Genomic DNA, 23518 nt, shown 5'->3' on the forward strand with positions numbered 1-23518 from the left:
CTGGGGGGCTGGGGGGGGGCTGGAGCCGGAAGCCGGGAGCCGGGCGAGCACCGCAGACACAACAAGACCCCGGCCCGAAAGCCAGGGTCTTGTCGCTAGTTTGAACGGCGTCAACTAGTGATTAGCCACCGAAACGAGCCGCACCGCTGCGGTCGGTCTGGTTGAAGTTTGAGGCCGATTCGCCGAGCAGGGCCTTGATCTGCTGCAGAACCTGGCTCATGTCGGTGAGGGCCGAGTTCCAGTTAGCCTTGGCAACCTGGTACGAGTTAGCGGCTTCACCAGTCCACTGCTCAACGAGCGGCTTGAGCTGGTTCTCCATGTCGTCGAGCTGGTTCGAGATGTTGCGCGAACCGGTGTCGATGTCGTTCTGTGCGCTGGCAACTACGCCGTAGTCAACACGAATGTCAGTCATGATTTTTCTCCGTTTTCGATTCGTTGCCGCCGACTAGGCGCCGTAGGTGAAGTTGATGTTCGAGGTTTCGATGTTGAGCGAAGCTGCGCGCTCCTCATCGGTGGTGTCGAAGTCTGCCTGGGTGCCGCGGAGATCCGACTCGAAGTTGTCGAGAGCCGAAACGAGACGGTTGGCGTCTTCGTCCCAGCGCGTCATGAGCTGACGGAACTGGGTGGCGGTACGACCGTCGAAAGCACCCACCGAGATTGCCTCGATCTGGCCGCGGAGGGTCGAAATGGTCTGGGTCAGCTCGCTGCGCGACGTGTTGACGATCTGGGCACCACGATCAATGGCACCAGCTTCTGCGTTTACAGTCATGATTCACCTCTGGGTATTGGTTCGCAGACGTGTGCCTGCTTCGTGCGGATTGCGTGTGCAGTATACGGATTTCGGGTAATTTGACAATTTGCTTTTCCGTTACTTTTGAGAATCGGCACTGACCAGGGCTTTTTCTCAAAGGTAGTGGCCGATTCCGCCCTCTACCGACGGTGCTGTTCACCCGATTGTTCACCTGGGCGGTGATTCGGATGCTGCCAATTCGGTGCCTGCGGGGGTACTTGCATCCCGGATGCGTGATTTCTGGCACCCGGATGCACCTGCTGCTGGCCCGGGTAACCGTTCGGCTGGCCCGGGTAACCGTTCGGCTGGCCCGGGTAACCGTTCGGCTGGCCCGCGGGTGCCGAATAACCATCGGGGTGACCGCGGTGATATCCACCGGATGCATGCAGCTCGTGCGCTGACATCGCCTGTCTGGGCCGGTCTTTTTTGCGGCTCGTAACGACCACCGCAATCACTACCACCGCGATGACCACCACCGCAGCGATTACGCCGAGCACAATGAGGATGGGAAGATCGATACCTCCCCGCTCTGCCGGGGCCGCACTGGATGCATCCGAAGCATCCGGCCCATCCGCCTCGCTCGGCGGGGCTGCGCCCCACGAGCCGGCATCTGGCGCCATTCCGAGCCAGCCCTCGTCTTTTGCCACCTGTGGCAGCCATTTGACGACTTCGGGGTTAATACCCGCATCCGCTCGGTAATTGCTGACGTATCCCATCGTTTCATCGAGCGGAAAGCCGTCACAGATCTCTCGGATCACATCCCAGCCGGGGTCGGCATTGACCGAATCTGGGTAGGTGAGCGGCTCATCGGGGTACTGCGAAGGGTCGTTCTGGATGAATTTCACCGGATCGATGGCACCGTAACCGAGCTTGTCTGAAACGGCACCGCCGCCCGTCGCTGTTGCCGTGAGTGATTGGATGAGCTGGTTGTACGTTGCATCCGGCCACTGTTGGCGTCCCAGTGCGAGTGTGCCGGCAACGATTGGTGCTGAAAAACTTGTGCCCGCACCGCCGGTGGTGAGGCTGCCGTCAACCTCACGCAGCATGAGGCCCTCGCCGGGTGCTGCCACGGTGAGCCCGGTGCCTGACGCAGCCCAGTCGGTGGCCGTATTGCCCGGTTTGGTTGCGGTGACGGTCACCACGCCCGGTAGGCCGGCTGATTCGGCAGTGACGTTGCCGTCATTACCGGCACCGGTCACCAGTGCTTTGCCCTGCATCTGCCAGTAGGCGCTCTGGTAGCTGGTGGGTTGGATGGGGCCGAGCATCGAGATTGACAGGATGTCGGCTCCGCGCTCTTCGGCGTCTGCCATCCGGCCGCCGCCGAGAACCGCCATCGGGTCGCAGGCTTCGGGCCACTGTGACGAGCCTGGCGTGACCGCGAACGGAACCTCCATTACCAGCAGTTTCGCGCCGGGCGCGACGCCCTGGATGCGTTCCGGGCCACCCTGCCCCACGATCATGGCCGCGACATTGGTGCCGTGATTGATCGAGTCTTGATAGTTGCCGCCGTCAAGGTCGACGACTGTGCCCTGTTCGGCGAGGTCGCGCAGCGGTGCGCATTCGTCCGGCATTGGCACGACCTCAATATCGGCGCCCTGCAGGTCGGGTGAATTGAGGTCAACACCGGTTTCGGCGATCGCGATTGTGACGCCTGAACCGTCATGTCCCTGTTCGAGAAGCTGGTTGTAGCCGAGTTCGCTATTGAACCAGCTGGCGGTCTCTGCCGCCGCTGCCGATTGCGCTACCGGGGCAAATAGGCTGCCGGCTAGTGCAACGAGGGCGACGCCCGCAGCCATCTGCGAGCGTCGCCAAATACCTACTCGAGCAATTGGGGTCACCAGCGGTCACCTTCCGGAGCCGCGACCTCGATGACGCGGTCGGTCGCCGAGCCGGCCTCGCCGGCAGCGCCGACCTCGACCTGTTCCGGTGCCTCGTAAAACTCGATACCGGAGGCACCAAAGTTGTTGCCGCGGCGGTTATTGCGCTCGTCGCGGCCGCCTTTGGCGCGGCCAGCGGCTCCCGCTCCGGCACCAGCACCGGCAAACGGAACCATACCCATTCCAGCACGGCCGGCACCTGCGGCGCCGACAGCCCCGGCTCCTCGACCGGCGCCCGCACTCGCACCAGCAGCGGCACCGGCAGCACCGGCACCACCACCGGCACCGAGACCGCGTGCACCGCCCGAGCCAGCAGCGCCTGCGGCACCGCCCTTCACCATCGCAGCACCACCGCGAGCACCGGCACCGCGTCCGCCGCTATTGCGCTGACCGGATGCACCGGCACCATTACCAGTCGCACCACCGCCAACCATCGGCATCATACCGGGCCCGCGCCCCATACCGGCGCCGGCACCACCACGGGCACCTGCGGCACCGGCCGCACCGGTGGCACCCGGGGCGCCAGCAACACCCGTGACACCCGCGGCTCCAACACCGCGACCGGCCGGCACCGCAGCGACTCCTGCGCCTCGAACACCGGGAGCATTCACACCGCGTCCGGCACCTGAACCAGCACCAGCACCGGCACCAGCGCCGAAACCTCCCACAAATCCGGCTCCACGACCGCCCGCAGCACCGCCGCGGCCAGCGGTACCCGCGGCAGCACTGCCGGCCGCACCGCCTGCCATCGGCATCATGCCCATACCACGGGCACCGCCCGGCGCACCGGCACCCGGCATAGCCGGCAGTGCGGCATTGGGTACGAGCGCCGCAGCCCCACGACCACCGAGCGCCGCAGCCCCGAGACCGAGCGCTCCGATACCGGCGCCGCCGAGCATCGCGCCGCCGGCCAGCTGCCGCCGCATTTCTTGTTCGGCGAGATCACGGATGACCGGGTCACGAGGGGCGACACCGTTACGCGGGTCAAGGGTCAGCGCATAGCCGCTATCGAGCGGGCCGTCCTGGCTCATTTCACCGGGACGGTACACCTTGATGGGCCATTCGGATACGGGCGGCACATTCGTCGAGGGCGTATAGAGCTCGGGCTCGCCGCTGGGCACGCCGCTGTAGTCGGTGAAGTGCGGTGACGATGAGTTGTCGCCCGAACCGTCGAGCAGCAGTTCACGAATGGCTTTCGCATTCATCTGGTTCGAGCTGCCATCCATGTTCGAGTGCAGCCTCCGCAGCGCTTCGCGAGCAATGCGCTCACGCTCCTGTTCGCGACGTGCGCGCAGGCCCTCAAGGAAGCTGGCACCGCTGGTCAAGCCGGTGCTCGGGGTCCACACCAGCGGCAGCATGCCGTAGACAAACTCAAAAAAATTCACTCCGCCGCTGGGGAGGTTTTGGTAGTCGTGCTGCGCGGTCTGCATGTGCCCCTGCATCTCGTCGGTGAGTGTGCTGCCCTTGAGCGCAGTGGCCTGCAACAGGTCGATGTAGTTACTGAGCTTGTCGAGGCTCGAACGGATGGCAACGTCGGTGGTGCCGCCAAACATGGTGTCGAGCTTCATAATCTGGCGAAGCTTTTGCGCACTCGAATCAAGTTCTGAAGCGGCGGCGGTGAGTTCGCTCGAGTCGGAGGTGAAGTCTCCGAGGTTTGCCTGCATTACCTTGCTGAGTCGGTCAACGTAGTAGCCCACGAGTCAGTCCTTAGTGTTCTTTCGCAAATGTCACGCACAAATGGTTAGTGAGCTGGCAGCTCGTTAGTGTCGGCGGTCATCCGTTGGGAGATGTACTCGTCGATGGCGAAGTACTTCTTAGCGCTGTTTTGGAACCAGCCACGCACCTCGTCACGCTCAGCTGTGGAGCAGTCGGGCATGAGCTGGGTGAGAAAGTCGTCGCTACCCAAAAAGACATTGCGCAAGAACTCTGGCAGCATCTCGAGCTGGGCAATAACCTGCTCACGCTGCAAATACGGGTCAACCGAACGCGCATATTCCCCCAGTCCGCTACGCTCTTCGAGCTGCGTGAACTGGTTCGTCATCTGCTGCTGACCAGCCTCATCGAGCGTTTGGAACTCGTCGTGGGTTTGCATGAGCATTTGGGTGTACAGCTCGGCCGCATGAGCCGCCTCACGCATCCGGGCGGCGAGCGCATCCGCAAATTGCTGGCTGCGGGTGAGTGCCATGCCGGTTTCTGAAAGGTCGGTCCACTTGGATGCGGTCTGGCGATTCGAAACCTCTGTCATCTTCGACGCAGTTTCAGTGGTGATATCACCACTTGAGGTCATGAGATTTTTTGCGGCCGAAACTGAATCCGGCGCTACGTCAACGTTTTCTGACACTGTGCGCTCCCCCGCAATTGCCGATACCGTCACTGACGGGGGCAGTGTACCCTGAGTGACTTTCACCGGGTGAAACTTTTTTGTAACCTGCCCGCCAACTAGTGCGTAAGGCAGGCCCGCTGGCTCGCCGAGACCTGTCCGTCGGCGCCGCGCACCCACACCTCGATGCAGTTTGAACCGCTCACGATCGGAAACTTCACCGAATTGTGCGCCGTCAGCTCGATGATGGTGTCGTGCCCCGCTCGTTCGACGCGATAACCGAACGGCTTGCCGCTCATATTGGCGACCTGATCGGGTGCCTGCCAGGTGGCCACCGCATCCCCACCATTCACGGTGAGTTTGAGCCCCGACACCCGGGGCACTGTGGTGGGGGCCACATCCTCAGCGGCGGCCGGGTTACGATCGTCCGCTGCCGGAGCCACGGTCCAGCCGCCGCCCCGCAATAGCGCGAACATGAGCACCCCGGCGATGAGCACTCCGGCAGCAATTGCGATGGCGTTCCCCACCACGGATGCGCGCCGCGGCTTGACCTCCCGAGATGCGGTGTCGGTGTCGGCACTTCGGTGAATTGATTCCGACAGGTGGCGCACCATCGGCGGATCGGAAAAATCGAAAGACTGTTGCCTGGTTGTCGCCGCGCTGATGACCGAAACTGGCCGGATGCGGGTGGCGTCCGGGTCGTCTGCCAGCTCGACTGCGGCGCGCCCCTGCCGCACCGTGCCGAACGAGCGGATTTCGAGTTCGGTTTCGGGAATACCGAGCTCGCGCTGTTGCTGCTGCAGCAGTCGACCAAAATCAGCTGCTGACGGCCGGCTTGCCGCATCCCTCGACATCGCCCGCAGCAGCAATTGCGCCACTGATTCGGGAACATCGCGCCGTCCGATGCTGCTGACCGGCGCCGAGAGTACGCGCGCCACCAGCGCGCTGCGGGAGTTGTCGCCGCCGGGAATTTCAAACGGTGAGTTCCCCGCCAGCCAGGTCCAAATTGTCGCCGCGAGCGAGTACACATCCTGCGCTGGCGATACCGTGATGTGTTCGTAGTGCACCTCGGGCGCGGCCCAGGGCACCGACAGTCCGCCCTCGCCGGGGCGCATCGGCAATCCGGTCGCCCCCGAGATACCGAAGTCGGTGAGCACGGGTGCTCCGAACTCGGTGACCAGGATATTGGCCGGCTTCACATCGCGATGCACGATTCCCACCGAGTGCAGCGTCGCCAGCGCGCCCGCCATGATGACGCCGTAGCGCAGCGCATCTACCAGGCTCAGCGCGGTACCGCCACGCTCCCAGATCGGCGGGCGGCAGGCCTCAAGCGCCATCCACGGCGCGCCCGAGTCGGTGCGGCCGGTGGCGTAGAGCGAAACGATGCCGGGATGCGATGACACCTGTGCCAGCACATTCGCTTCGCGGCGGATTGCGGCAGCTGCCCGGGGGCCTTCCTGCTGGCGCAGCACCTTGATGGCAACATCTCGTTTGGGTACGTGCTGGCGATACAGGTGCACGTCGGCGCTGCCGCCACGGCCGAGAAATTCTCGCCACGTGTATCCGGCGATCTCGGGACCCTCAGGATTGGCGGTACCCACCTAGCGCTCCTTACTGTCCCGGGGGTGGCGACGCGGTTTGTCGGCACGGTTGCGACGGTGTCGTGTTCTGAGCGTACGCCACGATATGCGTACGCGGTACCGCTGCCACAGCCCCTCGGGGGTGAGCGCGCGGCGCAAGCGGCGCTCGGCTTCCCAGGCTCGCTGTTTTTCGGTGTCGGTCACCGGTTGGCCCGAGAATTCGGCGGCCCCCACTTCACTAGCAAGGGCCAGCGCGGCCCCGTCGAGTTGGCGCTGCGTTTCAAGCAGCTGCGCGTGCTCGAGCACGGTGCTTGTTTTGTTCGGCACAAAGCCCGCGTCAATCGCATAGTCTTCGGCCTCATACCAGGCCGCGCGCACACCATCCCGGCCGCGATAACGACGTCGGCGCTGCCGGCGCCACACCTTATACAGCGGCACACCGAGCACCGGTGCCAGTAGCAGCAATAGCAGCAGTGAGCCGCCGCCGACGGTAAACCACGGGAAAGGTGCCCCCGATTGCACCGGGTCTTCGATATCGCGATCTTCAAACTCGGCTGGCAGCTGGGGCGGTTCTTTTGGTGGCTCCGGCGGCTGCAATACCTGCGGCCGAGGCACGGATTTTGGTTCGGGAAGTTCGGTCTGCGGCGTGTGGTCTTTTGGTGGGGTGGGGTCGAACGGTACCCAGCCGACATTTTCGAACTCGACCTCAACCCAAACGTGCACATCGCTGCCGCGCAGCACCATTTGGGTATCGCTATAGCCGTCTGGGTAGGCACCGACCACCACTCGCGCGGGGATGCCGAGGCTCTGCGCCGCGAGCGCCATGGCGGTGGCGTATTGTTCGTCGTCACCGATCATTTGTTCGTCATCGATGAGATGCGAGATGCGGTTTTTGTTGTGTCCCGGCGCCGAGGGGTATTCGAGACCGTTCGCGTAGTAGCCGGTGTCGCGGAAGTGGCGTTCGAGTGAACGCACCCGGTCGATTGGTGAGGATGCGGTTGCGGTCACCGAGGTGGCAAGGCTCGAAAGGTTTTCGGGCAGCTGTTCGGGCGCTCGAATCGGTGAGTTCCCGAACTCCAGTCCGCTCAGCTGCGCTTCCGACCAGCCGGGTTCTACCCAGCCGCGCTGCTCAATGCGCATATTTTCGGTGGGTGCTTCGGCTGCCACCGCCGATTGCAGATCGACGTCATAAAACAGTGAGGCCGCCACCGCGCTGTCTGAGAGATACACCTGTTCGACATGCCCCAGGCTCGGCACCCAGCGCGAAACCGGGCGCTGCAGATCGAGCGTTATGGCGTAGTCGCGGGCGGCGGGAATTTTTGTTTCTGCATCCGACATTGAGACAACCTCGCCCACCTGCCGGAAGCCGCGTCCCGAATCAGGTTCGGAAATGCCCCAGCGCACGCCGTCGTAGTGGTCCATTGCGGCGAACCGGATGCGCCCGTCTTTCGGGAGCCCCGACACGGTCATGATGGGTTCATCTACGAGATCGGCGCTCAGGTGACGGAAGCGTTCGAGCGGTGTCGCAAGATCTTGCACCACAAGCGGCGGCGCCACATAGTGTCGCAGCACGGTGCGGGGTGCGTTCCCAAGCCAGGCCTGAGCGAACAGCGCGGCGACCAGCCCGGCCACTGCGATGGTGCCGAGCGCGGCGGCGGCACGACGCAGCGGGCTGGCCACCACCCGACGCCGCTGCATCCCGGCATGCACGGTGGTTTGCATCCCGGGTGCGGAACTGTCGATGCTCTCGCCCTCGTTGCGAGCTGCCGCGCGGGCGGCTTCACCCACTGCGACGTCGGTGCCGAGGTCGGTGCGTTCCCAGCTGGCAACAACCGCGAGCCAGCCGCTCACCGCTGCCACCAGCCCGATTCCGAGCCACAGCGCGTTCGGGGCGTAGGGCACCGACCAGGCGGCACCGATCACGTACCAGATAACTGGCGGCACCGTGGTGAATACGGCCCGGCGGCGCATCGCGGCAAAACCGGCGGTCAGCGCCGAAACAAGCCCGGTGAAATAGGGCAGCACGGCCGGGCCAATGAAGGGGTATGCCGGCGGCACCAGTGTGAGCAGGTCTTTCCACGCGTTCGCGGGCTGCACCACAAGTGCCGTGAGCGTGTCAATTGTTGGCAGGATGCCGTCGGGCGAGGTTTGTGGCAGTGCCGCCACCGCGCCGAAGGCAAAGTAGCTGAGCACGGCAACACCGGCGGTGGTTGCCCAGTGCCAGCGCCAATGGCCGGCCACCACCGCCAGCACAATACCGAGCCCGGCACCGATTGCGGCAGCCCGCATCCCGGCCCCCTGCGCAAACACCGGTTCGTGTGCAAACACGCCCGGTAGGTGCAGCAGGATGAGCGCGGTCACGATGACCGCCAGCCGCGACAGGGTGAGTGGTCGTTGCTGGGTCTGCTGGTTCACAGCACCATCACCCCGCTAATGCGCCGCAGATCGCTCAGCTGGGCAAAGGTGAAGGCCGGTGCGTCGGCAATTCGACCGCGCACCACCCGACCGCCGGCTGCGGTGCGCAACACCAGCGGGCGTGCGGAGAGCGGAACGGTGCGTACGGCGCGCGCAATTTCTTCGCTGTCGATGCGTTCGCCGGTGATGATCGTGACGGCTGATGCCTGCGGGCGTTCGCGCAATCCCGCGTGGACGAGCTCATCCAGCGCCAGCCCTTCGGCGACGAACTTGGTGTCGCTGGCCGCATCGAGCAGCCGCATCGCCGTGGTGAGTGGCATCTCGGTTTCGCCAAAACGCACCGATGCCGAGCGGCCGAGTGAAATAGCCTCTACGCCGTATGAGCAGGCTGCACTAAGCGCCAGTTCGGCGGCTTCTTCGCCGTCGTATGAGTCTCGTCGCAGGTCGAGCACTACGAGATGCTCGCTGCGCCGGGTTTGTTCAAATTCGCGCACCACCAGGCGGCCGAGTCGGGCTGAGGTGGGCCAGTGCACGTGGCGGCGGTCGTCGCCGGGGGCGTAGTCGCGCAGCGAGTGAAAGGCGATATCCGACGGTGAAATAGTTGGCGAAATTTCGCCCTCGAGGTCGCGGAGCAAACCGATTGCCGAATAGTCGGGTGCGAGGGTGCGGGGATGCACGTACAGCTCGGTTTTATTCGACAGGATGGTGTCGCGGCTCAGCAGCCCCAGCGGATCGACTCGGGTTGCAGCGGCCGGGCCGAGGGTGAGCACCTGCCGGCGCTCGGTGGGGATGATGAACGGTTCGCGCCAGGTTTCGCGCGGCCCCAGCGGAGGTACAAGAAAGGATGCGGTCAGTTCGCCCACTGGCACATTGACCACGGTGGCGCGGCTGCCGCGGCGGCTAGCGGTCACGGTGAGATAGGCGACGCTGACCCTTCCCACCACCACGCGCGACTGTTCAAAGTCGACCCGCACGCGGAAGGTCACCGGCACGAATACCACCGCGAGCGCGATGAGTGCTGCGACCGCCACAAAACAGGTGATTGCGGCGGCCTCCACCCAGCCCCAGGCGAGCGCGAGCAAGAGCATCCCGGCCAGCAGCACGAGCGCAGACCAGCCGGCTCGGTGCACAACGAGCCGCGTGGTGCGGGTGGTGGTTGATAGCCCCGATCGCACCAGCTGTGTGGTCGCCCGCACGGTGCGCGTGGTTGCCGAGATGCGACCGCCAACGCCCTGCTGTCGTGGTCGCATCCGCGTGTCGGTCACGCCGCTCCCTGCGAGGGTGGCGTAACGCGGTTGACCGCATCCGAGAGCACCTTGGCGGCCGTGACCCCGGCGAATTGTGCGTCGGGGTCGAGCACGAGTCGGTGCGCCCAAACGGGTTCGACCAGGGCTTTTACATCGTCGGGAAGCACATAGGCGCGGCCCTGGGCTGCGGCCCACACTCGCGCCGAGCGCACCATCCCGATTGCGCCGCGGATGGAGATTCCGAGGCGGGTGTGTTCGCTATCGCGGGTTGCTTCGGCGAGGTTGGCGATGTAGTCGGTGACGGCGCGGTCGGTGTGCACATCGGCAACTTCGCGGGCCCACATCATCACCGAGCTGGCGTCGATGACCGGCTGCAGCATTCGGGATCGGTCGGGCGCAGCGGCGCCTTCGAGCACCTCCACGAACTGGTCGTGTGGCGGGTATCCCACGGTGGTTTTCATGAGAAATCGGTCGAGCTGGGCTTCGGGTAGCCGGTAAGTGCCAGCCTGTTCGACGGGGTTTTGGGTGGCGACCACCATGAACGGTCGCGGTGTCAGGTAGGTGCGCCCGTCGACGGTTACCTGGGCTTCTTCCATCACTTCGAGCAGCGCCGACTGGGTTTTGGGGGATGCTCGGTTGATTTCGTCAGCCAGCACAATCGACGCAAAAATCGGGCCGTGGTGAAATTCCCACTCGTTTTTTGACTGGTCGAAGATGGTGACACCGGTGATATCGCTCGGCAGCATGTCGGGGGTGAATTGGATGCGGTTGTGCGGCGCCGATACCGAGGCGGCAATGGCGCGCGCGAGTGCGGTCTTGCCGGTGCCTGGCGCATCCTCGAGCAGCAGGTGTCCCTCGGCAAACAGGCTGGTCAGCGCCAACCGGATGACGTGCGATTTCCCCAGCAGCGCGGTGCCGACGTTGTCGACCAGCGCGGCAAATAGCGTTGCAAACTCGCGTGCGCGTTGTTCGCTCAGTGCCATGTTTCGGTGTTTCCTGTCTACTCAGTCAAATTATGCGGTGCCGTGTGGGCGGGCGCCGCGTTTATGAACAGCTAAAGTCGCCCCGGCTCACCGCCGAGTGCAGTTGCTCCACACTGGTGTACGAGGTCTTGAGGCCGGTCTTTTCGTTGAGGTGATCCCGCCGCAGTTTGTTCGCCTCCTGCCGCCCGTAAACGGGGTCGGTGAACGTGCAACTCACCCGGAGAGGCTTGGCGGTGACATCGGCGTAGCTGACCTTGATTTCGCTACACGGTTCGGGCGCGGCAGCGGTTTCGGTGGGCTGGGTGGAGTCGGCGCCATCCGGGCACGGGGCGAGCTCAAACTCGTATTTTGGCGGCACCGTTCCCGAGTAGGTCTGCCATTCGGAGCAATTGTTTTGGTCGTCACAGGAGCGGAATTGCATTTCTACAGTCTCCCCTGGCTTGGCCGGCTCGGTCAGTGTGCTGCTATTCAAATCTGTCTTGGTTTTACCCCTGCCTAGGCTTCGGTAAGAGACCGTCACCGGCATCCCGTTGGCACCCGATTGCAGATCGACGGTAAAGTCAACGCTGGTAGCGGTGACCGACACCTCAACCGTCGGCGGGTTCGGCTTACCATACACATTCGTTGACGAAGTTGCGGTGACGGTCTGAGACTCGTAGATCTCAGCGCCCTCTCTGGCATATGACCGCATCTGCACCTCGGCGGGACGACCAATTTCAAAGCCGCTGAGTTCGTGACGGTGGCCGTTATATTCAACCCACTGCTGGCGAGCCGGGTCGAAGAGCTGCAATTTGAGCCGGGCACCGTCAAACCCGCCGCCAGGGTTTGCCGAACCTCCGGTAACCACGACCTTCTGTGGACCACTCGTCTCAACCTGCGGCGCGTTCGGTTTCGGCGGCTTGGCATAGGGCGTGATTTCTTTCGAGCGCAGCGGATCCGAGCCGCCATACTCGGTCACCTGCTGCACCTCGACCCAGAACGGCACCCCGAGCGGCGCTTCAATAGTGGCCTCACTTTTTGGTGCTCGCACATCAAACGACTGCCCGTTACCAAACACCAGATGCGCGCCGGTCACATCGCGGCCATTACCGTCGCCGTAATTCCAAGCGACCTTGATTTTCGCGCGGTGCGAGCCGGTTTCCACGACAGTCGTGCTCAGGTTGCTGACGCGACCGGGTTTGCCGAATGGAATTGCCTGAGCGCTCAGATCGGACGACTCCGAGGGCTTATCCGACGAATTGAAGGCCTGCACCGAGGCCTGATACGCGACACCATTATTGAGGTTGCGGAACGTTCCTTCGAGCGTTCCGTTTGCCGGGATGCGCAGCTTTTGTTCACCCGGATGCAGGGTAACGACATACTCTTTCACCGGCGATCCGAGCGACTCGGTCGGCAACACCCGCACATCAATAGCACCGTCGCGCGGCTTCAATTGCGGAGGTGCCGGACGCCCCGGCTGCACATCCACGAGCACCGGAGCCGACCATCCCGAAGCCTCGGATTCACCTACCTCGTTGACGGCGGTGACCTTGAACTCGTGCGTGCTGCCATTTTGCAGCCCGGTAACGAGGCACTCACTGGCGGCGCACGAGGCACTCACCCCCGATCGTGAGGTGACTCGAAACTCGGTAATTGGTGCGCCGTTGCTATCGCCAGCGGTGAACTTTACGAGCGCACTTCCGGGGCCCACCACTTCGGCACTGATGTTCTTCGGCGGTTGTGGTTTATCCCGTACCGTCACCCGCACCACGCCGGTGACCTGCCGCGAGGGATCGCCGGTGGCATCCCCCACGGTGTAGCGAATCGTGAAGGTACCGAGCATGTCTTTACTCGGCGTCACGCTCATGGTTGTTCCCTGCACATCCACCGTGCCCTGACCGCGCGTGATCGTTGGCGAGCCGATCACGGTAATCGGCTTATCGGGGAACGGGTTAATCAGGTACCGATTGAGGTCAATAGTTTCGGTCTTGCCGGGCTGGCCCGTATTGATCACCACATCAGACACCTGGATGACCGGGCGGTTCGAGGCGATGGCGGTCACCGGGATCGAGGCCGATACAGCGCCGTGTCCGTCATCCACCTTGATCTCGATCGCGCCGAGCGGTCCGGCTGGCTGCGGGCCGGCAAGCTCTACCGAAAGTTTGCAGCCGTCAAGCCCCACCCGCAGGGTCTTGGGGTAGGTGCCCAATCGGTACTCGAGGTCTTCGCTCGGGGTGCCGTCCGGGTCGGTGGTCATCTGACACACATTCGCCACGGTTGGGCCCTCGGCGGCCGCCACAGAAATTGGGGATGGCCGCATCTCGGGTGGTTTGTTCTGCTCGGCGGTGACCACGATCGGCACGCTCAGCGTTGCAGTTCGCGCGCCCCGGTCAGAGTCAAGATTGCCGTCAGCAACCTCAAACGACACCACCGAATTGCCGTTGAAGTCGGTAGCGGCGGTCACCCGCAGTTTGTCGGCACCGGTGGCTACCTCAGCGACCGTCAAACCGCGCCCGGCGCGCACGGTTGTGGGGTCGGGAATCGAGGCTTCACGCCCCGGACGAACCGTAACCACGCGCTTGAGATCAATTTCGAGGGTCTCGCCGGCGCGCATGGTCATGGGCACCAGGGCCTCGTTGATGCGAGGGCGTTCCACCCCGGTACCGGGAACGGTCACCACGGCGTACCCCTCAAGCCCGTCAGCATCCCGCACGCCATACACGACGAGACGACGCTGCTCGGCCACCGGGATGATAAGCCGGTCTCCCTGTACCTCTACGTCTTCAGCCGTGGTGAACAGCTCGAGTTCGTTCCGGTCACCATCGGGGTCGATGTCGTTATCGAGCACCGAAACCCGCACGACCCCGCGCTCGGCCGCATCCACTTCTTTTTGCGTGACAACATCGTCCCGTGGCTCCGGCGCGCGCAGTGGCGCATCCGGTGTGACATGCACGGTGAGGCGCGCATAGCTTTCGCCGCCGCGGCCATCAGTGACCCGGTAGCCGACCGTGATCGTGGCCTCCTCAGGCGGGGTTTCGAGGCGAATGAATCGCTCGGTCGCCGTCACATGTTCGGGGTCAACCCCAACCACATCCAGCTGCTCGGGAAGGATTGCGATCGAGTCACCGTCAGGATCGCTGTCGTTGGCCAGCACATCCACACTGATCGACCGCGAAGGACGCACCCGCACGCTGTCTTCCACCGCCACCGGGGGCTGATTCACCGTGGTTGGCGGCGCCACCCCCACCCGCACTCGCGCGATGGCCTGCTTACCGAAGCGGTCTTCGACGATGTAGGTGAAACTATCGGTGCCGGCAGCCCCCTCATTGGGCGTGTAGTTGAACCAGCCTGCTCCCACGGTGACAGTGCCCATCGACGGCACCTGCTGCACCCCGACCAGTGATACCGAATCGCCATCGGGGTCAATACCCGTCAGCGGCACCGGGATGCGCGTGGCGCCGCCGGCAACCGACCAGGCGGTTAGATCGCGTGGTTGCGGGGCCGAGTTCGCGGCCAGGTCATCGGCGACCACCTCGATCAGCACCGATGCCGAAGCAAAGTTCCCGACCTCATCCACCGCGTTATATGTCAGCCGATAGCTACCGGCTTCCATCCCGGCATGAAATCGCACCTCACTGCCGGTGACAAAAGCCTGCCCAGCGGTTTCGGGAATATCGTGTATCAGCTCCGGATCAACTCGAAGCCGCAGCCCGTTCACAGAGCGGTCATTGCTCAGCACATCCACCGCTCCCACATCACCAACGCGCACCCGCAGGCGATCGTTCTCGGGTTCGGGTGGCACGCTAATGTCGCGGTCGCTCGTCGGCACCACATGCACTTCAGCGGTGGCCGTGTCTTGCCCGTTCGACACCGTGTAGCGCACCGAAACGGGGCCGGTGAGGGTTGCGCTCGATTTCACGCGCAGCAGATGGTGATCAACGAGCGACACCACCACGGGGCTGCCGTCGGGCACCGATACCGATTGCACGACGAGCACACCACCGCCCGGATCAAAGTCATTATTGAGCGGGGCCACGAGCGTCGAGCCACCGGCCGGCAACAGCGCCAGATCATCCTGTGCCACCGGAGGTGCGTCGCTGTCTGCCGACACCACATCGATACGAATCACACCGGTGGTGGATGAGGGCCCGTCGGTGACGACATAGCTCAGGTAGTAGCTTCCCTTCGCCGAGGCTGAAAAATCAAAGGTGCCGGTCTCGAGCGACGGCTGCACCGAGGTTCCGGGTGGCGCGGCTGAGATTGACACGAGCGAAAGCCGGTCGCCGTTGGGGTCAACATCGTTGTCGAGCGGCGCAACGGTGGTGGTGGCGTGTTCGCGTACCACCACGAAGTCGCCGTGGGCGACCGGTGGCACGTTCTGCGCTGGCCGCACCTCAACGTTGACACGCCCCTCACGGGTTGCCTGCCCGTCTGACATGACCACGGTCACCTCGTGGGTGCCCGGTTTGCCGCTCAGCTCGGTAATTGAGAGGTTGCCGTCCTCGCGGAACTGCACCTGCAGCTGCTCGGGTGCTTTGACCGCCTCGAGATAAAACATGTCACCGTCGGGATCTACCCAGTCGGGAGTCACGTTGTATTCAACCGTGGCACCGGCTGCGACCACCACGTTTGGCACCCGCCGCTGTTCGGGGGCGGCATTTTCGTTGAATGGCCTCACGGTCAGTTTTACTTTTGCCGCTGCCGTACCACCGCGACCATCCGCAGCCTGATAGGTGAAGGTGTGCTCGCCCGATGCATCCGCCGGCACCGACACCTGTAGCGCTGCACCACCGCGCGATTGCTGCACCCGCACCGCAGCGGGTTGTTCGGTGACGGATGCGGTGAGCAGGTCGCCATCGGGGTCAGAGTCGTTCATCAGCACCGGCAGCTGTGCGCTCGATCCGGGACGCACACCAAACTCGTCATCCTGCGCGATCGGCGGTTTATTTTCTGCTTTGCGGTCGGGTTCGGCCACCTCATCGTTGAGCTGTGGCGAGTCTTCCTGCTCCTCCTGCTGGTTGAGTTCATTTTCGATCTCGTCCCAGTTGTCGATGAGCACCATGTTGTCGTCGGGCAGCCACACCGATCCCTTGCCGATGTCGTTCAGCACGATCACATTGCGGTTGACTCGAAACTCGGGCTGTTCCGCTGCGGCGAGAGTTTCGACGCGCTGGTTTTTGGTGCGGCTTTCGTCATCGCACCAGCGCAAAAAATTGCCGCTGCTCGACCAGGCTCCGTAGGCGCAGCCGCCGACCACTGCGGGGCGCGCGGCGGTGCCGGTTTGTTGCTCGCTCGGCACCATGGATGCAGTATCGCCATTGTTGAGATTGATGCGGTAGAGCGATGTGGCATCGGCGACCACTACTTCATCGTGTTCGGGGCCGGGCAGTTGCACTTCGACTTGTGCACTCGGCAATTCGGCGGTGCGACCGTTCGGCAGGATGACCGTGCCGGCGGTCGTGTCGAACACCACCGGTTTGTCACCGACCACGGTGAGCTGGATGTCGTGGCCGGGTGTCAGTGCCTCGACGCGTTCAGTTTCGACAACATATCCGATGCCCTCGCGGGCGATTCGCACAATGGTCTGGTCTTGAGCGGAGGCTGCGTAGAGGGTGCCATCAACACCACCGGCAACAACACCGCCGCTCGAGGTGGCAGGCAGAGCGGTCTGTGAGTTCAGCTGTGTCGATCCGAGTTCTGCCACTGGTGCCGCCCACAATTGGCCGGTTTCAACGTTGAGCAGCACCGACTCGTTGGTGCCCTGCGCGGTGCGAAATTCAAAGTCTGGTGTGTTCGCGGTGCCCAAGGCGGTATTGGCAATGTCAATTGCCGCAACCGAGTTCGATGTTTGGTCGTCGAGCAGCACATCCCGCTCGGCCTGCGTGATGTTGAAGTCACTCGCCTCGACCTGCAGCCACGATTCCAGTGTGCGAGCGGGATAGTTGAGGTGTCCGATTAGCCCGGCATCGCCGTTGGTTACCCACACGCCGCCCTCGTTGAGGTCAACGCGGGCTTCGGGGATGCCGGGGTTGGCGAATGCGAAACCACCGATCGTGAGTGCGCCGACCAATCCTGCCGCGATCGGAGCGCGCTTTTGCCAACGATTGCGTTGTTGCGCAGCCGTCGCGCGAAACCGTCGGGTGAGTGGCTGTGTTGCCATAGCGATGAAGTTGCGCAGTCGCGTGAACGATTGAGCAACCACTGTCAAAACTCCCCAGGTGACGGCCGACAAACTTTGTGCGTTGCGCGCACAAGCGCTCAAATTAGCAGTCATAGGTGACGCCCGAGATGAACGAACAGTTGCTATTCAGTGCGCTTCGGTGGCGTGAGCTCCGTTCGACAACCGTTTTGATGATGCCGCTCTTTGTGCGGTCATGCGCCGCGGCGGCCAAAAGTTAACAGCCGGAATCATCTAGGGAAACTCTCCTCGGTATTCAATGTTTTACCCTGTCTGGCGATTCACAGCGGTATCGCGTCGAAGCATTGCGAGAGCACAGCTTTCGAACGGTTTCGCCCTCAATACATCGTGCTCGCCTCGAAAGAAGCGGAGAGACAGGAACAGCATGAACGACAACATTGATTTCGAAAAGATGATGTCGGAAATGGCGCAATTGCAGCGCGAGTTCGACGAGTCGGCCCGTGCGGCGCAAGAGTCGATCCGGCAGATCATCGCCGTACAGCGCTTTGGCGGTAGTGCCGAGGTGATCGACCCGGAACAGGTCGTTGTTGTGTCGGTGGATGCTGCGGGGGCCCCGGAGCGCGTGCAGATCGACGGCGCGTGGCGCGACTACTACAGCGCCGAAGAGCTCGCCCAGGTAATCGCCGGCTGCGCGCAGGCCACCGATGAGGCGCGTCAGCTGCAGGCCCGCGACTATCTCGAGGAGCACCCCGAAGCGCTCGATGAGATCACCGACGCGGATGTGCAGGCCGCCCTCGACAGCGGCCCGGCGGCGGCTCCCGGTGAAATCAACGACCCGGCCGAAACCATCATCAACATGCTCGAGCGCCTGCCCGACGTCACCGATGAGGCATTCGCCGAGATCGATTCGCAGGCATTCGCCGAACCAGATCTCGAAAATCCGGTGCAGATCATTGCCGTCTCGGGAATGCTCGGCACGATTCAAGTTTCCCCAGCGTTCATCGAACGTGCTACCAACGTGCAACTGAATGCGGCGCTTGCACAGGCCGTGTACGACCACAACAACCCCAGCGAAGACGAACCAACCGGCGAGCAGACCACGAAGGCCAAACTCGACGCGTTTTCGGCACGGTCGCTGGCAGCAGCACAGCTGCTGCTCTCGTCGGTGCAAAACCCGAACAAGTAGCCCCAGCAGTCAGGTTGTAAGGAGCCTAACGACATGTCGCAAGAGCAAAACCGCCGCGCCGCAGCAGCACCCGCTGCCGGGGCACCCGGAGCTGTGGCTCCGGGTGGTACCGCATCAGAACAAAACCAGTCAGTTGATGCCGAGATCGGTCTGCCGCCAACCACCGGCGTTCCGGCCGAGTCGCACGATGTGAACTCGGGCGCCACGATGAGCGTCGACGGCAAAGTGCCAGGAGCCGGTGATGGCGCCGGAGCCGGAGCCGCCGGTGGCGGCGGTGGCGCTGGAGCCGGTGGGGCCGCCCCAGCTGCCGGAACAACCGAAGGAATCGCCAACAAGACCGTGGTCGGTGGTGAGCCCAAGCAGGATGAGGTCGATGCCGACACCGAACCGCAGGTGTTCGTTGACGACAACGGCAACACCATCATCTCGATCGACCCCGACGACACCGTCCCACCCGAGCTACAGGCCTACCTCGACAGCGTCAAAGACAAGACCATCAGCGCCGAGCCAGACGACAAAGACGCCGGCACCGATACGGACGGCGGCATGGACCGCTCGGATATCGATTTTTCACTGAGCGACTACCCGATGCCTCCGGCCGGCGGTATGCCCGGTGATTTTGGCGCCTTCCCGATGATGCCCGGCTACGGATTCGGTTCGGGAGCGTTCCCCGGCATGGGCGGCATGCCGGGCTACGGCGCAATGCCCGGTTACGGTGCGATGCCCGCCGGCATGCCCGGCTACGGGGCCATGCCTGGCGGGATGCCCGGTTACGGTGCCATGCCGAGCGGCTCTTCGTTGCCCACCGCACAGCCGGCGGGCGCAACCGAACCGCAGGTGTTCGTTGACGACAACGGCAACACCATCATCTCGATCGACCCCAATGACACCGTCCCGCCCGAGCTGCAGGCCTACCTCGACAGCGTCAAAGACAAAACCATCTCGGCCAACCCTGCTGGAGCGCCCGCCGCGACCCCCATGCCGGATGGCGCTGACTGCGACTCGGCCGCGCCTGGTGGCCCCGAGATGCCCGGGATGCCGAGCGCTCCCGGTATGCCCGGCGGGCCCAGCGCACCCGCACCCACCGGCGCACCGACAGCACCCACCGGTGGCCCGACTGGCGCACCCACCGGCGGACCCAGTGGCGGCCCAACAGGTGGCCCTACCGGCGGCCCTACCGGCGGCCCGACGGGCGGTCCCACCGGTGGCCCGACCGGCGCTCCGAACAACGAACCCGGCACCCCAGGCTGCCCGAACGGCCCTGGCACCCCCGGCGAACCCAAGACCCAGGCTCGTCCTGAACAGGTCAGCGGTGAAACCGCCGCTTGGGAACCGCTGCTCGAGCTGCTTTCAAACTCGGCAGAGCTCGCCGCCCAGTGCGTCCTGAACGGCGCCGAAGCCGGCATCTTTACCCCCATCCGCGACATCAACAACGAGCTCGCGGAACTTTTTGAAAATGTTTCAAACACCGGCCGCAACGAGTTCCAGAACGTCATCGATGCAATCGAAGAGTTCGTCGACAACCTCGAATCAACCGACGAGGCCGGCGCTCAGGGCTTCGGCGGCGTCGACCCCGACCCCAACTACGCGTACCCCGGCGGCACCGCTACACGGACCAAGTAGGCACCCAAACAAAGAGGTCTCATAGCTATGAATATGCAAACTCCAAGCCTGCTTATTAAGCGGCGCGACGACATCATGCCGAACGCCAACGACGTACTGGGCCGCCTCAACGGTGTCCTCAGCACAGTGAAGAGTTGGATGTCAAAGGGATTCCAGCTCATCAACTCGATCTTCGGCTCAACCCCCATCGGCGGCATGCTGCAGAAGATCATGGATGCGATCCAAAAGTTCGTCGATCTGGTGAACAAGCTCCAGGAGCTGGTGAGCAAGCTGGTTGAAATCATGCGCGGCATCTTTATGCCATGGATTCTGCCGAGCTACGCCGACCGCTGGTACAGCATCTCCGACAACTACCGGGAGATCTCGGCTGGTGTCGGCCCGCAGGGGCTGCGCGCGCCGGGCAATGGCGACTGGACCGGGCAGGCAGCAACCCAATATCAAAAAGTCTCCGCCACCTATTCGCAGGCCGCCAGCTTCGCCAGCGAAACGGCCAGCAGCCACGGCGACCGACTCAATGATCTGTCACAAAAAGGTCAGGCGCTCTACATCAGCATCGGCGGGCTGATCGCAACCATCATCACGACCATCGTGGCGGTGGCGACGGCTACCGGCACCATCGTCGGTATTCCGGCCGCTGTCGTCGAGGCGGCGGTGGCGATTCCGGGCCTCATCACCGAAGTGATGGGTGTTATTCAAAACCTCATGGATCTTTCAAACACCATGAAGGCCGAAACACAGCAGATCAAGGACGCCATGTTGAGCGCACAGCAGTACTTCCCATCCGGGTCTTGGCTGCCGCTCGCCCAGGTGGGATAGCATCCAGAAACTGTGAGCGCACAACATCCACCCCTCGGCATTTCGTACCGTCCCGGACCGGGCACACTGATCGTTGCTGCGGGGGCGCAGATACTGCTGAGCCCGAGTCTTGCCGACTCGGGCCAGCAGCTGCTGCGCGGATTGCTCTCGGGCCAATCGGCCCGGCAGCTACTGGATGAAATTTGCGCCACCGATCCCGACGCTTCGGCAGCCGCGGTGCTGGTAACCCCCGAAGACACCAGCTTTATGCTGCGCGGCAAGGCGCGCGTGGTGGTCGCCACCGGGCGGGGATCGCTCAGCGAGCTGCCCGAGCTGCCCACCAACCCCGACCAGCTCAGTGGCTGGTCAGGTGGCAAATTGTTGGCAATTCACGGCTGGCGCATCGCACTCGAGGCGCAGGACGCAGCCGATGAGATCAGCGACGAATTCGTGAGCGCGGGCGGCACCTCCCCCTGCAGTGAAGCCTGGTTTGGCGAGGTCGCCACCTTTGAATCACGGCCAGATGAATCACTGCCAGATGAATCACTCTCCGAGGTCGACGACGACACCATCCTTGATCCCCAACCAACCCTGCAACCAGACCCACAACCAGCGCCGCAGCCAGCGCCGCAGCCGGCCGCGCAGCCGGAACCCGAAGCATCCTCGCTCGCATCAGAAGCTCCCGAGGTCCCGGCCGAGCTGCCCGAGCTGCCACCACTCCCGCCGCTGCCCGCGCATCCCGAACCGGATGCATCCCGGGATTTTGCGCCGCCAGCCGCACCCGAGGAGCCGCACCCTCCCGCTCCGGCCGCGGCACCAGAACCCGATGCACGCTATGTGCCAGGTTCGGCAGCCGCACAAATCGCGGCAGCGCAGGCGGCCGCATCGCCAGCGCCCGAGCAGAGCTCGAATCCACCGCGGCACGCAGCCCCGCAACCTCCCGCGTCCGAAGCGGCTGACGAACCCTCGTTCATCCCGCGCCTCATCTCAAACCACGGCCACACCGTGCCGCTTGAATACCCGCAGGTCATCGGCCGCAAACCGAGCGTCGACCGCGCACCCGAACCGCAAAATGCGCGACTGATCGTGGTGCCCTCACCCAACGACGAAATCTCACGCTCGCACTGTGTGGTCACCTACGAACACGGCAGCGTGCTGGTGTGGGATCTCGGCTCGGCCAACGGCACCCGGGTGCTGCGCGGCGGCAGCATCCCAGAGCAGCTCAGCCCAATGGTGACGGTGCCTATCGCGCACGGCGACATTATCGACCTTGGTGACGGCGCCACCTTCTGGATCGACTAGCCGCATCCGCTAGCGCCGAACCGTCTTTGGCGCCGCCTGCTGCCGCCGGGCACGCAGCCACAGCAGCGCACCACCGAGCGCACCGGCACCGGTGACCACAGTGCCGACAGCAGCCCGCACCGCCACCGGGTCGTCTTCGGGGCGGGGCGGCAGCTGCCCAGCCTGCGCCGGCGGAGCAGTGCGCTGCCCACCCGGAAGCAGCGGTCCCGGACGCTGCGCATCCGGGGTGACGGTGAGCGCGTCGTAAGGGGCCAACACTCCCCAACCGAGCAGATCTTCACGATCGCTCGGGCTGGCACGCAGGGCCGTCGACTCGAGCCGCCACTTCCACATCGCCGGTCCCTCATCGGGATGCGCCGACGCCACCAGTGCGGCAACACCGGCCGCATAACCGGTTGCGAAACTCGTGGATGGATAGTCGGGTGAAACTCGACAGTCGCCATCGTTGAACCAGCTCACCGGCACATTCTGTCCGGGAGCCGCAACTCCCACGTGCACCCCGTGAATCGCGGCATCCGTGGGTTCGCCCTGGTCGCTAATCGAGGTCACCGAAAGCACCTGGTCGTATCCGGCCGGGTAGCGGATGCTATCGCCGCGTTCGTTTTCGGCCGCGGTCTGACGGTTGCCGGCGCTGGCAACCACGAGTGCCCCGCGGTCGGTTGCATATTGCACTGCGGCGGCAAGCTCCGGGTCATCACTTGCGGATGAAAGCGCCACGGCAATGATTTTGGCGCCGTTATCGGCGGCCCAGCGAATGCCGCTACTGGTCATCGGCAGGTTTGGGGGCACCGGCTCCTGCCCCGATTGTTGCTTTTCGCTGGCCTCGTACACGCGCACCGGCAAAATCTCGGCGTCGTGAGCCACACCGATCAGCCCGGATCCCTCCACGGGCTGCGCGGCAATGATGCCGGCAACCGCGGTGCCGTGCCCCTCAATATCGGTACGCCCATCCCCCGACGCCGCAAAATCATGGCCGGCCCGCACCACCGAGCCGAGGTGCGCATTGCGTGCATCCACACCCGAATCGACAACGGCGACCAGTACGCCCTTGCCGGTGGCGAGTTCTTTGGCCCGGTCGAGCCCGAGCAGCTCATACGCCTGCGGGGTGTCGGGCAGGTACTGCGGGTTGCCACGCTCACAGGTGTCGGGTGCGAGCTCACCACCGTTGGCGTCAGCGGTGACGTTCGCGAGCGCATCATCCGGCAGCGGATGCACGGGGGCCGGCAGCGATGCACCGGCACTGAGCGAGGTGATCAGCAGCGCTGCGGCCACCGATAAAGCG

At 63.9% G+C, this 23518-nt stretch carries 15 protein-coding genes; 4 read left to right on the forward strand and 11 right to left on the reverse strand.

All coding sequences use genetic code 11. From position 1 onward, the window contains the following. Positions 1-121 precede the first annotated feature (121 nt). The 10 genes from JMV54_RS05930 to JMV54_RS05975 form a co-directional block, all read right to left on the reverse strand. Positions 122-412, reverse strand: coding sequence for a WXG100 family type VII secretion target (locus tag JMV54_RS05930; protein ID WP_201518005.1), 291 nt, complete (start codon positions 410-412; stop codon positions 122-124). A 33-nt stretch (positions 413-445) separates the two neighbouring features. Continuing rightward, positions 446-769, reverse strand: coding sequence for a WXG100 family type VII secretion target (locus JMV54_RS05935; protein ID WP_201518006.1), 324 nt, complete (start codon positions 767-769; stop codon positions 446-448). A 161-nt stretch (positions 770-930) separates the two neighbouring features. Next, complete coding sequence (locus JMV54_RS05940; protein ID WP_201518007.1) at positions 931-2628, reverse strand: S8 family peptidase; 1698 nt, start codon at positions 2626-2628, stop codon at positions 931-933. Beyond that, positions 2625-4364 carry a hypothetical protein gene (locus JMV54_RS05945; RefSeq protein ID WP_201518008.1) on the reverse strand — a complete coding sequence of 580 codons (1740 nt, stop codon included), beginning with the start codon at positions 4362-4364 and terminating at the stop codon, positions 2625-2627. The genes JMV54_RS05940 and JMV54_RS05945 overlap by 4 nt, the downstream gene beginning before the upstream one ends. A 44-nt stretch (positions 4365-4408) precedes the next feature. Beyond that, a complete protein-coding gene (locus JMV54_RS05950; RefSeq protein WP_201518009.1) occupies positions 4409-4912 on the reverse strand; it encodes a hypothetical protein in 504 nt (167 codons plus the stop codon). Positions 4913-5106: 194 nt separating this feature from the next. Beyond that, on the reverse strand, positions 5107-6588 hold the full coding sequence (locus tag JMV54_RS05955; RefSeq protein WP_201518010.1) for a serine/threonine-protein kinase: 1482 nt from the start codon (positions 6586-6588) through the stop codon (positions 5107-5109). Further along, positions 6589-8982: a transglutaminase-like domain-containing protein gene (locus tag JMV54_RS05960; RefSeq protein WP_201518011.1), complete on the reverse strand. Its 2394-nt coding sequence runs from the start codon at positions 8980-8982 to the stop codon at positions 6589-6591. Next, positions 8979-10247 (reverse strand): DUF58 domain-containing protein, encoded by a 1269-nt coding sequence (locus JMV54_RS05965; protein WP_201518012.1) that lies wholly within the window; start codon positions 10245-10247, stop codon positions 8979-8981. The genes JMV54_RS05960 and JMV54_RS05965 overlap by 4 nt, the downstream gene beginning before the upstream one ends. Continuing rightward, positions 10244-11212, reverse strand: coding sequence for an AAA family ATPase (locus tag JMV54_RS05970; RefSeq protein WP_201518013.1), 969 nt, complete (start codon positions 11210-11212; stop codon positions 10244-10246). The genes JMV54_RS05965 and JMV54_RS05970 overlap by 4 nt, the downstream gene beginning before the upstream one ends. Before the next feature lie 61 nt (positions 11213-11273). Beyond that, positions 11274-17351 (reverse strand): Ig-like domain-containing protein, encoded by a 6078-nt coding sequence (locus tag JMV54_RS05975; RefSeq protein WP_201518014.1) that lies wholly within the window; start codon positions 17349-17351, stop codon positions 11274-11276. Between the two features lie 403 nt (positions 17352-17754). Here JMV54_RS05975 and JMV54_RS05980 point away from each other — a divergent pair, with 403 nt between their 5' ends. From JMV54_RS05980 to JMV54_RS05995, 4 genes are read left to right on the forward strand one after another with little or no spacing between them, the layout of a single operon-like run. Then, entirely contained in the window at positions 17755-18516 is a 762-nt protein-coding gene (locus tag JMV54_RS05980; RefSeq protein WP_201518015.1) for a hypothetical protein, read from the forward strand. Between the two features lie 33 nt (positions 18517-18549). Beyond that, positions 18550-20139: a hypothetical protein gene (locus JMV54_RS05985; RefSeq protein WP_201518016.1), complete on the forward strand. Its 1590-nt coding sequence runs from the start codon at positions 18550-18552 to the stop codon at positions 20137-20139. A gap of 27 nt (positions 20140-20166) precedes the next feature. Further along, positions 20167-20955, forward strand: a complete 789-nt coding sequence (locus tag JMV54_RS05990; protein WP_201518017.1) for a hypothetical protein — start codon at positions 20167-20169, stop codon at positions 20953-20955. A gap of 12 nt (positions 20956-20967) precedes the next feature. Further along, on the forward strand, positions 20968-22236 hold the full coding sequence (locus JMV54_RS05995; protein WP_201518018.1) for an FHA domain-containing protein: 1269 nt from the start codon (positions 20968-20970) through the stop codon (positions 22234-22236). A 9-nt stretch (positions 22237-22245) separates the two neighbouring features. Here the strand turns inward: JMV54_RS05995 and JMV54_RS06000 are convergent, their stop codons facing one another. Next, entirely contained in the window at positions 22246-23508 is a 1263-nt protein-coding gene (locus JMV54_RS06000; RefSeq protein WP_201518019.1) for a S8 family serine peptidase, read from the reverse strand. Positions 23509-23518: the final 10 nt, after the last annotated feature.

Origin of the sequence: Gulosibacter hominis, assembly GCF_904842695.1 — a bacterium.
Classification (GTDB): domain Bacteria; phylum Actinomycetota; class Actinomycetes; order Actinomycetales; family Microbacteriaceae; genus Gulosibacter; species Gulosibacter hominis.

What these genes read in the sequence shown, in the direction of transcription:
- JMV54_RS05930 (WP_201518005.1), bottom strand. Translation starts at nt 412, where the DNA reads ATGACTGACATTCGTGTTGACTACGGCGTAGTTGCCAGCGCACAGAAC.
- JMV54_RS05935 (WP_201518006.1), bottom strand. Translation starts at nt 769, where the DNA reads ATGACTGTAAACGCAGAAGCTGGTGCCATTGATCGTGGTGCCCAGATC.
- JMV54_RS05950 (WP_201518009.1), bottom strand. Translation starts at nt 4,912, where the DNA reads ATGACAGAGGTTTCGAATCGCCAGACCGCATCCAAGTGGACCGACCTT.
- JMV54_RS05970 (WP_201518013.1), bottom strand. Translation starts at nt 11,212, where the DNA reads ATGGCACTGAGCGAACAACGCGCACGCGAGTTTGCAACGCTATTTGCC.
- JMV54_RS05975 (WP_201518014.1), bottom strand. Translation starts at nt 17,351, where the DNA reads ATGGCAACACAGCCACTCACCCGACGGTTTCGCGCGACGGCTGCGCAA.
- JMV54_RS05980 (WP_201518015.1), top strand. Translation starts at nt 17,755, where the DNA reads ATGAACGACAACATTGATTTCGAAAAGATGATGTCGGAAATGGCGCAA.
- JMV54_RS05985 (WP_201518016.1), top strand. Translation starts at nt 18,550, where the DNA reads ATGTCGCAAGAGCAAAACCGCCGCGCCGCAGCAGCACCCGCTGCCGGG.
- JMV54_RS05990 (WP_201518017.1), top strand. Translation starts at nt 20,167, where the DNA reads ATGAATATGCAAACTCCAAGCCTGCTTATTAAGCGGCGCGACGACATC.